The sequence below is a fragment of the Rhodospirillales bacterium genome (assembly GCA_016712595.1).
GTDB lineage: Bacteria > Pseudomonadota > Alphaproteobacteria > Rhodospirillales > Defluviicoccaceae > Defluviicoccus.
The window spans coordinates 2,560,614-2,574,479 of record JADJQT010000001.1; the positions used below are offsets into that span (position 1 = coordinate 2,560,614).

Below are 13,866 nucleotides of genomic sequence, written 5' to 3' on the forward strand. Positions count from 1 at the left end.
GAGGGCAGCGAGGTGCCGACCTCCCTGCTCTTCTCCGGATCGCAACCAAGGCACTTCCATGGGCCGCCAAGCGGTCGAGGGAACCGCGCGGAGCGAACAGCTCGGGGTCGTACCTCCCCGCGTTCGCTCTTGCGAAAAACCATGAGATGCGCCTGCACGACTGCCGGAAACATCGAGACAACTCGCATCGAGCAAGACTGCACGGCGACGCGCCCGTCGGGTGCTCGACTGGCCCCCGGCGACGCGCTCGCGCCGGGAACGCCAGCAAGATGAGGGACCACCGTTTCCGATCGATGTCGCGCCGCCGGCAACTTTATTTCAATTGTTTCCGCTCGGCCCGGACGGAGCGAACGTACGCAGGCGACAAACACGGCCGCGTTGAACTGGGCGAGCCGCGTCCCGCGCGCGCTTATGCCGTCACTAATTTGCCACAGTCAGGGCGGCTATCGGCGAAGCCTCTTTTCATCCTATGCAGATTACGCCGCTCGATTTAAAGTATTATCTATATTTTTATGCACGGAAAGCGGAAAGGCGATCGCAGCCACTCGCCGCTGGATTGCTCAAGTAGGAACCTCACTCACATCGGTCAACGGACATGCGAGAAGGCAGGGCCAAGCTTCGGATGTCTTGGGATCGGGTTCTCGCCGGCATGTTGCTTGCCGGTGTCGCCGGCGTGGCAATCTGGGGCGTGAGCATCGAGCTCGAAGCCTCTCCGATCCAATCACGGCTTTTCTCCAAGCTAGCAAGTAATTTCAGCTATACCGTCGAGCCCGGGCCGAACGCGGACGCGCGTTTTCCCGAGTTCGGCCCTTATGACGAGCGCCTCGGCTACGCGCACATTCCAAGCTTCATCACCTCGCTCACGGAGGCGGGGTTTGTCGTATCCGACCAGGCCAGACTGTCATCTGCACTGACGGATTTCATCGATTACGGCGGTTTTGCTGTGTTTCCGGAGAAATCACAGGCAGGGTTGACCCTGTATGATTCGACAGGCGAGATCCTTTACCTATCTCGCCATCCGGAACGGGTTTTCGCCAGCTTCGATTCCATCCCCCCGTTCATTGTTGACGCGCTCTTGTTTATCGAGAACAGAGAGCTTCTCGACGATCGCTATCCCATGCGCAACCCGGCGGTGGAATGGGATCGGTTCGCGGCGGCGGCGGCGAACGTGGTGACCGGCCACTTGGAGAGCGGTGGTAAGCGCTTTGGCGGCTCGACCCTGGCGACGCAGATCGAGAAGTATCGGCATTCGCCCGAAGGCCGGACCAACGGCATTGAGGACAAGCTGCGTCAGATCACCTCGGCCAGCCTGCGCGCGTACAGCGGCGGCCCGATCACGGCTCCCGCCCGTCAGCATATCGTCGTCGATTACATCAATTCGACGCCTTTGTCGGCGCGCGCCGGCTTCGGCGAGGTCATCGGCATCGGCGACGGCCTGTGGGCATGGTACGGAACCGACCTTGACGAGGCCGTCCGGGTCCTGAACGGACCCAACCGGTCACGCGCGGAGAAGCTCCGCGCCGCGACGATCTACAAACAGGTGGTCAGCCTACTGATCGCCCAGCGACGCCCCTCCTATTACCTGCTGCAGGGGCACGAAGACCTCGAACAGTTGATCGATACCTACCTGCGACTGATGGCCGCCGACGGCATCATCTCAGCAGAAATGCGCGATGCCGCGATTGCCGCACCGCTCGCGTTTCGCCACGACCAGCCGCCGCCGGCGGAAGCCTCGTTCATCGATCGCAAGGCGACGACGGCGATGCGCGCGCATATCCTCTCGCTGATCGGCGTGCCACAGTTCTACGAACTCGACCGTCTCGATCTGCGCGCCGAGTCGACGCTCGACGCGGCGACGCAACGCGGCGTCATCAACGTGCTTCGGCAGGTCACCGATGACGATCAGGCGGAAAAGCTGGGGCTGATCGGCAAGCGCCTGCTGCAGAAAGGCGAGGCCAGCGGCGTCGCCTACAGCTTTACGCTCTACGAACGCGGCTCCGGCGCCAATTATCTGCGCGTCCAGGCCGATACCCTCGACCGGCCACTCGACCTCAACGAAGGTGGAAAGTTCGATCTCGGATCGACCGCGAAGCTGCGGACGCTGGTGACCTACCTGCAGATCATCGCCAAGCTGCACGAAAAGTTCGCCACGATGAGTCGCGCCGAACTGACCGGTGCCGCCGCCGACGCGGATGATCCGTTGACGCGCTGGGCAGCGCAATACCTCGCCGAGTCGGGCGATCGACGGCTGCAGCCAATGGTCGACGCGGCGATGGACAGAACCTATTCGGCGAGCCCCGGCGAGGCCTTCTTTACCGGCCACGGGCTGCATGTCTTTTCGAACTTCGACAAGAAAAGCAACGGCCTGGTCATGTCGCTGACCGATGCACTGCGCAACTCGGTCAACCTCGTATTCATCCGGCTGATGCGCGACATCATCCGCTATTATCAGGCCCTCGGTCCCGAGCCGCTGCGCGATGTCCTGGCGGACCCTGACCATCCTGAGCGCGGCGCCTACCTCGAGCGCTTTGCCGACATGGAAGGCAAGGCCTACCTCGATCGCTTCTACCGCCGCTACCGCAACCGCACGCCGGACGAAGCGCTGGCATTGCTGTCGAAGCGTGCTCGCCCGACGCCATACCGCCAAGCGACGATCTTCCGTTCCGTGCGTCCGGACGCCGACGTCAGCGAATTCCGCACGTTCATCAAGCAGCGGCTGCCCGACGCCGACCTCGATAACGATGAAATCCTGCGGCTGTATAACCGTTACGGACCCAACAAGTTCAATCTTCATGATCGCGGCTACATCGCCCGCGTCCATCCGCTCGAGCTATGGCTGGTCAACTACTTGCAGAAACAGCCGGACGTCACCCGCAACGAGGTGATCGCCGCGAGCACGGATACGCGCCAGGAAGTCTACGCGTGGCTGTTCAAGGCGAAGCGCAAGGGCGTCAAGGATTCGCGCATCCGCATCATGCTCGAGGATGAGGCCTTCGAGAAGCTGCACGAGGCCTGGGCGCAGGTGGGATACCCCTTCGCCACACTGGTGCCGTCGCTGGCGACGGCGATCGGCAGTTCCGCGGACCGGCCGGCGGCACTCGCCGAACTCGTCGGCATCATTCTCAACGACGGCGTCCGCCAGCCGACGGTGCGGATCAAATCGGTGCACCTCGCCGAAGGCACGCCTTACGAGGCCCATCTCGTCCGGCCGGGCGAGGCCGGCGAGCAACTGTTTCCGGCGGAAGTCGCCGTCGCGCTGCGCCGCGCTCTCGCCAACGTGGTCGCCAACGGCACGGCCAAGCGCGCCTATGGCGCATTCGTCGACGCCAACGGCAGGCAACTCCCCTGCGGTGGCAAGACCGGAACTGGCGACGAGACGTTCGGTCGGGGCTCGGGACGCTCGAAGGAGGTCGGTCGCGCCGCCGCATTCGCGTTCTACATCGGCGACCGTTTTTTTGGCGTTATCACCGCGCATGTTCCCGGCGAGCGCGCGGGGCGGTATACGTTTACCAGCGCGTTGCCGACGCAGGTGCTCAAGGTCCTGGCCCCCTCGCTCGAACCTCTCATCACCCGCCCGGTACAGCGCCCTGATGGCGTACAGGTGATTGCCAAGGCGGACCACGCGGTCCCGTAGGATTAACAGGAGCGTTCGCAGTCCTCATGCCATACCCTTTGCTCCGCTCGGCGCGTAACACCGAGCCGGAAAAATTATGTTTGCCCATCGTCAGGCGGATCGGCAGCGCCTTTATCGGCGCGCTCTTCGCGCTTGCCGTCATCGGGGCGGCGCCCAGCGCGACGCTTGGAGCAGCGCCCGAGGCAACGCCCGGGGCGACGCCCGAGGCGACAGCGGCGAAGACCGGCGACATCATCGGCGAGATGCACGATTACGTGACGTGGAATCCCAAGGAGGACATGCTCGACATCGCGCGGGCCGAGGAGCTCGGACTGATCGAGCTGATGGTGGCGAACCCCGGCGTCGATCCCTGGTTCCCGGGCCCGAACACCCATGTGACCTTGCCGACCATGCACATCCTGCCGGACGCCCGGCACGTCGGCATCGTCATCAACACCGCCGAACTCAGGCTCTACTACTACGGGGCGGAGGACGGTCCGTTGTCGTTCCCGCTCGGAGTGGGCCGCGACGGCTACCTCACCCCGGTCGGCTCGACAAAAATCGTGCGTAAGAAGGACCATCCGTCCTGGTATCTGACCGCGTCGGAGATCCGCGATCACCCGGAGCTGCCGCGCGTCGTTCCGCCCGGAGAGGATAATCCCCTTGGCGAATACGCGATGTACCTCGGCTGGCCCTCCTACCTTATCCACGGCACGAACACGCCGTGGGGAATCGGCCGGCGCACCAGCCGCGGCTGCATCCGCATGTACCCCGAGGACATCGAATGGCTGTTCGAGCGGGTGCCGATCGGCACGCCGGTTACGGTCGTCGATCAGGTCGTCAAGCTTGGCTGGAAGGACGGCGAACTTTATATTGAGGTCCAGCCTTCGACCAAGCAGATCGATACGATGGAGGAGACCAGCAAATCTCCGCCACCGCCGGAGCCGCTGCCGCTGGCGCAGGAGGCTGACCACATTCTTGCCGTCGCCGGCGAGGATGTACCGCGGCTTGACTGGCCGGCGATCGAAAAGGCGCTTAACGAACGCGTAGGTTATCCTATCCGCATTACCCTGGCACCGGGACCGAACGAACAAGCCAACGCAACCAACCATCCGTAGGGTCACGATCCGAGGCGTCCGGACGCTCGTCCGGCCCGCGGCGCAACCGACAGTAAGGGCGGGAGAACGGGGCATGAAGATCGGAATCATCGGCGCGGGCCAGGTTGGCTCGTCTGCCGCATTTGCCATGATGCTCAACGCGGTGGGCACAGAGATCGTCCTTGTCGACCTCAATGCCGCCGCCGCGGCAGCGCAGGCGATGGACATCGTGCATGGCGTACCGTTCGGCAGCCAGGTCCTCGTCCGAGCCGGCGACTACGCGGACCTCGCCGGCGCTGCAGTCGTCGTCGTCTCCGCCGGCGTCAACCAGAAGCCGGGTGAAACCCGGTTGCAGCTTCTCGAACGCAACGCCGCAGTCTTCAAGACGGTGATTCCGCAGGTACTAGCGGCGGCGCCCGAGGCCATTCTGGTGATCGCAACCAATCCCGTCGATATCATGACCTCCGTGGCCACGCGCATTTCCGGTCTCGCGCCGACACGGATCGTCGGCTCCGGAACGATCCTCGATACAGCGCGATACCGCAGCTTGCTGTCGGCCCACCTGCGGATCGCACCGCAGTCCATTCACGCCTACGTTCTCGGCGAGCACGGCGACAGCGAGGTGCTGATTTGGTCGAGTGCCGACGCGGCGACGATGCCGATCGAGGTCTTCTCCCGTCACGTTGGACGGCCGTTGACCAAAGAAGCGCGAGAGGCAATCGACGACGGCGTCCGCAATGCCGCCTATAAGATCATCGGTGGCAAGGGTGCCACCCATTATGGCATCGGCGCCGGCCTTTCCCGACTGGTGCGCGCGATCCTATCCGACGAGCATCGGGTCTTTACCGTTTCGACCGTCACCCCGGATGCCGAGGGGATCACTGATGTCGCGCTGTCACTGCCGCGGGTAGTCGCGCGCGACGGAGTGGCGGTGACGATTCCGCCGCGACTCGACGATAATGAACGGCGGGCACTTCGCCGCAGCGCCGAGATTCTCAAAGCGGCGCAGGACGCGATTTCCCTCTGAAGGGCGAAACGAGAGCCGAAAAACGGAAGGGGACCAGACGACGATGGTCTCGCGCGCAAGGGGCTTGCGCTTGCTCTGCCGAGCGGGATTATTGCGTCCGGCAGGTTTGCACGGAGAAAAACCATGATTGAATTGCTGCCGGAAACGAGCGGAAATCTTATCGCGGTCAGGATGGCGGGAACCATCACCGAGGAAGAGCAGGACGAATATTTCGGTAAGGTGGAAGCGATTTTCGCACGGGAACGCGTCGAGCACATGCTTATGGATTGGACCGACCTGGACGGCTGGGACAAGGGCACACGCAGTACCGGCACCTGGTTCGGCATGCACCACCGGGCGCTGGTCGGCCGCGTCGCCATCGTCGCCGACGAGACATGGGCGGATGAGAGCCAGCGCATCGCCGATATATTCCATGCGGCGACGGTCCGCCGGTTTCCACCGTCCGCACGTTCGCAGGCGATCGAGTGGGTCCGGCAAGGATAAGCACGATCACCGCCCGGCACGCCCGCTCCCCTCGCCTCACACCTGCCCGTGCTGGCTGGGCGCTCCGGGTCGTTTACGGATGCGGCTCGGCGAACCCAACGCGGATGCGTCGGGCCTCGGGATTGGGGGGAGAGAACTTCGCCTCGAACGGGACTGTCTCGCCGGGGGCGACGCTCTCGCGCGGGTTCGGTACGGTAACGACCTGGAGTTCATCGTCGGACTCGCCGTAGAGTCCTATGCGCACCGCCGGCAGCGGAACCCGCGCGTTGCCAATGTTGGTGACGATGCCATTCACCACCAGGACGTCGTCGCCGCCGTTCCGCTCCCGAGACCCCACCACTTGACGGATTTCAAGTCCGGCTCCGAGGTCGTTCGACGTCAGTCCAAGGGCGTCGTAAGCGCGTTCTGTCGCGGGCAGCGCGGCAATGATCGGCGCGCGCAGAACGATGAGCAAGGCCGACAGCGTAATGGTCGTGGCGATGGCGGAAACCGATGCAATAACGCTCGTACGGCGGTACAGCGGCACGTTTGCCGTTTTCCCGCCGCGCGCCTTCGCGGGCGCCTTATTGGCCGGCGCCTTGCTCGCCGATCCTTCGCCATCAGGCGCGCGGGCAGTCTCGCCTGCCACATCGGTGGCCGTATCGGCCTGCGTATCTTGCGCCGTCTGAACATCTTCGACCTCAGTGCCGCCGGCTGTCGCAGCGCCATCGTCGGCACCTCCGCTCCCGTCGCGCGGCTGTTCAGGCGTCACGTCAAAGGCGACGCCCCCTGCGCCTGGCGCCGTGTCGGGTGCCCTGTCCTTAGCGGCCGGTACAGAGGGTTCCGACGGCGCATCGTCATCCTCGGATTCCTGCCACGGCGGCTCGCCCGTTGCCGCCGCGAACTCCGCCCCGGGCTCGTCGTCCTCAGGGAATTCCGGCGATTCGCGTCTTTCGTCGGGATCGTGCATCTCCAACGCCGTCGCGGCGTTTGTGGTGCGTCCGTCCGGATGCTGCGTCCAGCGCTCGTTGCACGCGGAACACTGGACAATCCGAGGGTTCGGACCAAATGCGCGGTCTTCGACCGCGTAGGATGCCGTGCAACGCGGGCAGGCTATAATCATCTGTGGCAGGGTGTGCTAAGGTCTTCCGCTTTATATGCTGCGGAGAACCCCCGCGCAAGTCGCCGCGTTATCGATTGGCGTCTTATTTTTCCCGGAATGGGGTATCTCAGGCGGAGCAAAGAGAATTCAATGGAACCGCAGCAGACCAGCGATACCGTTGCTCATTTCGATCGCGTCGCGCTGCGTTACGGGCGTGGTCCAGAGATTTTGCGCGACGTTTCGCTCGAATTGCCGGCGGGATCGTTTCATTTTCTCGTTGGCCCTTGCGGCGCGGGTAAGACTTCGCTGTTACGGCTGTTGTATCTGCGGCTTCTACCGTCTCGCGGTCGGGTTTTGCTGTTCGGCACGGATGTCGGCCGGGTGGGGCGCGCGGAGCTGGCGGCGCTGCGGCGCCGAATTGGCATTGTTTTCCAGGATTTCCGCCTGCTGCCGCAGCTGACGCTTCTCGACAACGTTGCACTGCCGATGCGAATCGCCGGTGGTGACGACGCGACAATTCGCCACGACGCCATACGCCTGCTCGAGCGGGTCGGACTGAAACACCTCGCGCACGCGACACCACCGGCGCTTTCCGGGGGTCAGCAGCAGCTTGCGGCAATCGCCCGCGCGGTGATCGCCCGCCCCCGCCTGCTGATCGCCGATGAGCCGACCGCAAGCGTTGACGGTGCCCTCGCGGTCCGGTTGATTTTGCTGTTCCAGGAGATGAACCGGCTGGGAACGACGGTCCTGATCGCCACCCACAACGAGCGTCTGGCCGATCGCTTCCCGCATCCGCGCCTGCGTCTTGAAGGCGGCTGCATTCACGGCGGCATCACCGCAAGGCCGGGATCTGCACCGCCGGACAGCGCCTTGTCATCCGCGCACCAGCGTCGCGAAGCGGCCGCGGAAATCGCCCTGTGAACGCCTCGCTCGCCGCCGCGGTCGACGACGCAGAAGAACGCCACTTCGTTCCAGCGTTGATCGCCGTGCTCGTCTACCTTGCGTGCGTGTTCCTCGCGGCGATGCTGGTGATTGGAACGGTCGCGAGCAGTCTCGACCGCGAGCGGTCCGGACGCCTTGTCGCCCAGCTTCCCGCGATCGAGGACGAAAGCGAGAGCCGCGACGCACTCGAGCACGCATTGGCCAGCATTCGCGCGCACCCGGAGGTCGCCCGTGCCGACGCCTTGCCGGGCGAACGACTCGAGGCTCTGCTCCAACCCTGGCTGGTCGTGGCCGCGCGGGAAAGCGGCCTGCCGCTGCCCACGGTGATCGAGGTCGAATTGCGCCCGGATGCCGGCGCCCAGCTCGACGACATCCGGGCACACCTGCAAAAGGAACTACCCGGAGCCCAGATCGACGCCGGCACCGACCTGCTTGCCCCGGTCCTGCGCCTGATGCGGACGCTGGAAGGCCTCGCAGTCGTGATCGTCGCCATCCTTGCCGCGACGCTTGCCGCCGCGGTCGTTTTCGCCACGCGCCTGCGCATGGCGGCACGGCAGGAAACCATCGAGGTTTTACACCTTCTCGGCGCCGACGATCAGAGCATCGTCGCCGCTATGGCCCGCAGGGCGCTGCTGACGGCGCTGTTGGGCGGGCTCGCCGGGTTCGCCGCCGGCATTGCAACCTTGATTGCATTCGCCTGGATTGCCGCCCCCGCCGATGCGGGAGCTCCACACGATATCCATCTTTCCGTTTTCGCTTGGGCACTCGTCGCCATACCGCCTCTGGCGGCGGCGGCGATCGCCGGCGCGACCGCGCGCTTTGCGGCGCGACGCGCGCTCCGAGCCATGCCGTAGGCGATCTATGCCCACGGACCGACCAGAAAATCCCTGGATCAGCGCGGCGGCCGTTCTGCTGGCGACCGCTCTCATCGGAGGGGGAATACCCTGGGGGGCCGGCCTTATGCGCTTCGCCGATACCATTCCGCGGGAAGTCGCCGATCCGAACAGTCATACCGACGCGATCGTCGTGCTCACCGGCGGCAGCGAGCGGTTGACCACCGGACTTTCGCTGCTGGCCGAACACAAGGCCGAACGCGTCTTCGTCTCCGGCGTTCATCCGACGGTAGGCGTCGAGCGCCTGGTCAAGCTGGCCAATTCGGACGGCACCGGGCAGGCCCGTGTCGAGGAGATCGGAGCGGCGACCGACGCCGCGGCCGATGACGGCAGTAGCGAGACCGCCGGCGAGAGGCTCGACGCGCCGCGCGCTGCTGCCATCGGCCAGCGAATCGACGCTGGATACGGGGCGAAGAACACCCAAGGCAATGCCGAAGAGACCGCCGCCTGGATGCACGGGCACGGCTATCATTCCTTACGTCTCGTTACCGGAAGCTACCATATGCCGCGCAGCCTGCTGGAGTTTCATGTCGCTCTCCCGGATGCGGTGGTCATCCCGCACCCGGTGTTTCCCAAGGACGTCAAGCAGACGAGCTGGTGGTTCCGCCCCGGAACCGCCGCGCTGATCATCAGCGAATACAACAAATACCTGCTAGCGCGGGTGGAGCACTGGGCGCAGCGCATCGTCACCCGTCCGCCAGGAGGGCGTAGCGCGTGATCGCGTTCCGCTCCGCCGCCTTCGCCGTCCTCGCCCTGTTATGGACGACGGCACTGTGCATCGCGTTCGTGCCGTTCCTCGCGACACCACGACGCCACACCCAACGCGCCGCCGCCGTCTGGTGCCGTGGTCTGATCACGCTCGTCCGCTGGTGCTGCAACATCGACTGGCAGGTCGATGGGCGGGAAAACCTTCCGCGCGGAGCGGCACTCCTCGCCGCCAAGCACCAGTCGGCCTGGGAGACGCTGATCTTTTATATCCTGCTCGACGATCCCGTTTTTGTGCTCAAGCGCGAACTGCTGAACGTGCCGCTCCTTGGCTGGTACCTGAAGAAGACCGGCAACATCGCCATTGATCGCAGTGCAGGATTTCGCGCGATGAAAACGCTGCTGCCGGGCGTCGAGGCGGCGCTGGCCGAGGGCGCGCAGGTGATCGTGTTTCCCGAAGGCACGCGCTCGCCGCCCGGTGTTCATACCCCCTATCATCCGGGAATCGCTGCCCTTTATGCGCGCATGAATGTTCCGGTCACACCGGTGGCGCTGAATTCCGGTCTGTTCTGGGGTCGCAAGCGCTTTCTTAAATTCCCTGGAACAATCACCATTGAATTTCTACCACCGATCCCGCCGGGACTGGAGCGGGCCGGCTTTCTCGGTGAACTGGAGCTGCAGATCGAAGAGGCGAGCACACGGCTGTGCGCACTGCCGTACGGGACCGCGGCCAGTGCCTGCTCCACGCCACCGCAGACACCGCCATCGTCTTCCCCGATGGAAACGATGGCAGATGGAATCGATGACGGAAGAATTCACTAAGGCCGCGGCACGCGCCCAGAACATCGTCGCAAGAGCAACATCGCACCCCTCGATGCTCCATCAGACCGATCTCGGCCCACCCGCAGGCGTCTGGCGGGCCCGCCCCGGACCGTTCGATCCGCCCGCTTCCAGGTCCGATCCTGGCCGGCCGCGACGATTTCGATCACCGCTTCGCCCGACGGGGTGCATTGACAGGCTCCCAGGCCCTGTCTATGTCTTGGCTAAAGCTCCCGGGCCGGCGGTTCACGGGCGGGTGGGGTTTGTGTTTTCGCTTTGAGGATCATTGATGTTTGGCGCGATCGCCCGGCGGCTGTTCGGTACCGCCAACGAACGGTTCTTGAAGGGGCTGCATAAGCAGGTTGCCGCCATCAACGCGATCGAAGCTGATCTCGCCGGGCTTCCCGATGATGAGATCCGCGCCCGTACATCGTGGTTAAAGCAGCGGCTGGCCGCGGGTGAGGATCTCGACGATCTGCTCGTCGATGCCTTCGCTACTGTCCGCGAAGCCGCCAAACGGACACTCGGGCAGCGCCACTTCGACGTTCAGCTACTCGGCGGCATGGTTCTGCACCGCGGCATGATCGCCGAGATGAAAACCGGCGAGGGCAAGACCCTGGTCGCAACACTGCCGGTCTACCTCAACGCCCTGGCGGGCAAGGGCGTGCACGTCGTTACCGTGAACGATTACCTCGCGCGGCGCGACGCCGAATGGATGGGTGCGGTTTACGGCTTTTTGGGTCTGAGCACCGGCTGCATCGTCCACGGCCTGACTGATAGCGAACGCCGCGACGTCTACGCACGCGACGTCACCTACGCCACCAACAACGAACTCGGCTTCGACTACCTGCGTGACAACATGAAGTTCCGTCTCGACGAGATGGTACAGCGCCCCTTCCAGTTCGCCATCGTCGACGAGGTCGATTCGATCCTCATCGACGAAGCGCGGACACCGCTGATCATTTCCGGCCCGGCGGAAGATTCGTCCGAACTTTATCTCCGCATCAATCGGCTGATCCCCTTGCTCGAGGACGAGGACTTCGAGAAGGACGAGAAGGCCCGCTCCGTGACCATGACCGAATCCGGCACGGAGAAGATGGAACAGATGCTGCGAGACGATGGCCTGCTGCGCGAGGGCAGCCTCTACGATGTCGCAAACATCTCCCTCGTCCACCATGCCAACCAGGCGCTGCGCGCGCATAAGCTGTTCAGCCGCGATACCGATTATGTCGTCAAGGACGGCAAGGTGATCATCATCGATGAATTTACCGGCCGGATGATGGAAGGACGCCGCTATTCCGAGGGCCTGCATCAGGCGCTGGAAGCGCGGGAAGGCGTGCACGTCCAGCAGGAAAACCAGACCCTGGCGTCAATCACCTTCCAGAACTACTTCCGCCTCTACCCCAAACTCGCTGGAATGACCGGCACGGCCATGACCGAGGCCGGCGAGTTTTCCGAGATCTACAAGCTCGACGTCGTGGATATGCCGACCAACGTTCCGTGCATCCGCAAGGACAACGACGACGAAGTTTATCGAACGGCGGCGGAGAAGAACGAAGCGATCATCGCCATGATCGACGACTGCCGCTCGCGTGGCCAGCCGGTGTTGGTCGGCACGGTTTCGATCGAGAAATCCGAGCATCTCTCGGCGCTGCTCAAGCTGCGCAAGATCCCGCATCAGGTGCTCAACGCCCGCTACCACGAGCAGGAAGCCTCGATCGTCTCGCAGGCGGGCAGCCGCAGCGCGGTAACGATCGCCACCAACATGGCCGGGCGCGGAACCGACATTCAACTCGGCGGCAACGCCGAGATGCGGATCCGCCAGGAACTCGCCGACCCGAACGACGAGGTCGGAACAGCGCGCATCCGCGCCGAAGTTAGCGCTGCGCGGGAACAGGTTCTGGCGGCGGGCGGCCTTTACATCATCGGTACCGAACGACACGAAAGCAGGCGGATCGATAACCAGCTTCGTGGTCGCTCTGGGCGGCAAGGTGATCCGGGCGGATCGAAATTCTACCTTTCGCTCGAAGACGACCTGATGCGCATCTTCGGCTCCGGGCGGATCGACGGAATGCTGCAACGCCTCGGCCTGAAGGACGGCGAGGCGATCATCCATCCCTGGGTCAACAAGGCCTTGGAAAAGGCGCAACAGAAAGTTGAGGCGCGCAACTTCGAGATTCGCAAGAACCTGCTGAAATTCGACGACGTGATGAACGATCAGCGCAAGGTCGTCTACGAGCAGCGCAAGGAACTCATGCAGTCGGACGATGTCGCACAGACGGTCGCGGACATGCGCCACCACGTCATCGAGGGGCTGATTGCGCGTCACATCCCGCCGAATGCCTACGCCGAGCAGTGGAATGTCCATGGCCTGCACGCTGAGGTCATGCGCGTCTTCAGCCTTGATCTGCCGCTTGCCGAATGGGCCGCCGAGGAGGGCATCGCTGATCAAGAGATCCAATCGCGCGTTCTCGATCGCGCCAACCTGAAGATGGCGGAGAAAGCCGGAAACTACGGCGCCGACGTCATGCGGATGGTCGAGAAAAGCCTGCTGCTGCAGATCCTCGATCAGGTGTGGAAGGAACATCTCCTCGCGCTCGACCACCTGCGCCAGGGCATCGGCTTGCGCGCTTATGCCCAGCGGGACCCGCTTAACGAATATAAGCGCGAGGCGTTCGAGCTGTTCGAGGCGATGCTGGATCGACTGCGCGAGCGCGTGACCCAGGTGCTCGCTCACATCGAGTTGCGCGTCGATCCGGCGCTCGACAGCGCCCTGCAGCCACCAGCGCAGGAAATGCACGAGACCCGTCAAGACCCGGCGTTCACCGCCGCGACGAACGCCGATGCCGGACCCGCAGCAGACCCTTCCGATGCCTTCGATCCTCCTGCCGGCACGACCGTGCGTTCGCGCGCCGCCGCCGAGGCGATCAACCCCAGCGAACCCGCAACCTGGGGAAAGACGCCGCGCAACGCGCTGTGCCCGTGCGGATCGGGCAAGAAATATAAGCATTGTCACGGCCGTACGGCCTGAGTACCTGACGCCGACGTCGGCGGGGCGAAACGCCTTCCCGTTGCCACGGAATCGCAGGTCGTCTTCGCATTTGGGAAAGCGCTGGCCGCATCAGCAATTATGTGGCAATGATGTGCGTGTACTGATAATCCATTTGAGGGTCAGAGTCGCATAGTTCACCCGCAAAAACACGGGA

At 63.9% G+C, this 13,866-nt stretch carries 10 protein-coding genes; 9 read left to right on the forward strand and 1 reads right to left on the reverse strand.

The genetic code is table 11. The features are described 5' to 3' along the window. The first annotated feature begins 622 nt into the window (after positions 1-622). The 4 genes from IPK66_11515 to IPK66_11530 all read left to right on the forward strand — a co-directional run bounded on the left by IPK66_11515 (position 623) and on the right by IPK66_11530 (position 6,220). Positions 623-3,634 carry a transglycosylase domain-containing protein gene (locus IPK66_11515; GenBank protein MBK8175859.1) on the forward strand — a complete coding sequence of 1,004 codons (3,012 nt, stop codon included), beginning with the start codon at positions 623-625 and terminating at the stop codon, positions 3,632-3,634. 80 nt (positions 3,635-3,714) lie between these two features. After that, positions 3,715-4,731, forward strand: coding sequence for a L,D-transpeptidase family protein (locus IPK66_11520; protein ID MBK8175860.1), 1,017 nt, complete (start codon positions 3,715-3,717; stop codon positions 4,729-4,731). A gap of 73 nt (positions 4,732-4,804) precedes the next feature. After that, entirely contained in the window at positions 4,805-5,737 is a 933-nt protein-coding gene (locus tag IPK66_11525; GenBank protein ID MBK8175861.1) for an L-lactate dehydrogenase, read from the forward strand. Positions 5,738-5,860: 123 nt separating this feature from the next. Then, positions 5,861-6,220 carry an STAS/SEC14 domain-containing protein gene (locus IPK66_11530; protein ID MBK8175862.1) on the forward strand — a complete coding sequence of 120 codons (360 nt, stop codon included), beginning with the start codon at positions 5,861-5,863 and terminating at the stop codon, positions 6,218-6,220. Between the two features lie 73 nt (positions 6,221-6,293). Here the strand turns inward: IPK66_11530 and IPK66_11535 are convergent, their stop codons facing one another. After that, entirely contained in the window at positions 6,294-7,322 is a 1,029-nt protein-coding gene (locus IPK66_11535) for a zinc-ribbon domain-containing protein (GenBank protein MBK8175863.1), read from the reverse strand. A gap of 129 nt (positions 7,323-7,451) precedes the next feature. Between IPK66_11535 and IPK66_11540 the strand changes: the two genes are divergently transcribed. The 5 genes from IPK66_11540 (at position 7,452) to secA (ending at position 13,691) form a co-directional block, all read left to right on the forward strand. Continuing rightward, positions 7,452-8,222 (forward strand): ATP-binding cassette domain-containing protein, encoded by a 771-nt coding sequence (locus IPK66_11540; GenBank protein ID MBK8175864.1) that lies wholly within the window; start codon positions 7,452-7,454, stop codon positions 8,220-8,222. Next, positions 8,219-9,097: a hypothetical protein gene (locus IPK66_11545; GenBank protein MBK8175865.1), complete on the forward strand. Its 879-nt coding sequence runs from the start codon at positions 8,219-8,221 to the stop codon at positions 9,095-9,097. Before IPK66_11540 ends, IPK66_11545 begins: the two co-directional genes overlap by 4 nt. A gap of 7 nt (positions 9,098-9,104) precedes the next feature. Then, on the forward strand, positions 9,105-9,854 hold the full coding sequence (locus IPK66_11550) for a YdcF family protein (GenBank protein MBK8175866.1): 750 nt from the start codon (positions 9,105-9,107) through the stop codon (positions 9,852-9,854). After that, positions 9,851-10,663, forward strand: coding sequence for a 1-acyl-sn-glycerol-3-phosphate acyltransferase (locus IPK66_11555; protein ID MBK8175867.1), 813 nt, complete (start codon positions 9,851-9,853; stop codon positions 10,661-10,663). The genes IPK66_11550 and IPK66_11555 overlap by 4 nt, the downstream gene beginning before the upstream one ends. Before the next feature lie 286 nt (positions 10,664-10,949). After that, the gene (gene secA / locus IPK66_11560; protein ID MBK8175868.1) at positions 10,950-13,691 is read left to right on the forward strand and encodes a preprotein translocase subunit SecA; all 2,742 of its coding nucleotides are present in this window, start codon (positions 10,950-10,952) and stop codon (positions 13,689-13,691) included. The last annotated feature ends 175 nt before the right edge of the window (positions 13,692-13,866 follow it).

Bases quoted from the DNA above. Each gene is read 5' to 3' on its own strand.
- IPK66_11515 (MBK8175859.1), top strand. From the start codon at position 623: ATGTCTTGGGATCGGGTTCTCGCCGGCATGTTGCTTGCCGGTGTCGCC.
- IPK66_11525 (MBK8175861.1), top strand. From the start codon at position 4,805: ATGAAGATCGGAATCATCGGCGCGGGCCAGGTTGGCTCGTCTGCCGCA.
- IPK66_11530 (MBK8175862.1), top strand. From the start codon at position 5,861: ATGATTGAATTGCTGCCGGAAACGAGCGGAAATCTTATCGCGGTCAGG.
- IPK66_11535 (MBK8175863.1), bottom strand. From the start codon at position 7,322: ATGATTATAGCCTGCCCGCGTTGCACGGCATCCTACGCGGTCGAAGAC.
- IPK66_11540 (MBK8175864.1), top strand. From the start codon at position 7,452: ATGGAACCGCAGCAGACCAGCGATACCGTTGCTCATTTCGATCGCGTC.
- IPK66_11550 (MBK8175866.1), top strand. From the start codon at position 9,105: ATGCCCACGGACCGACCAGAAAATCCCTGGATCAGCGCGGCGGCCGTT.
- secA (MBK8175868.1), top strand. From the start codon at position 10,950: ATGTTTGGCGCGATCGCCCGGCGGCTGTTCGGTACCGCCAACGAACGG.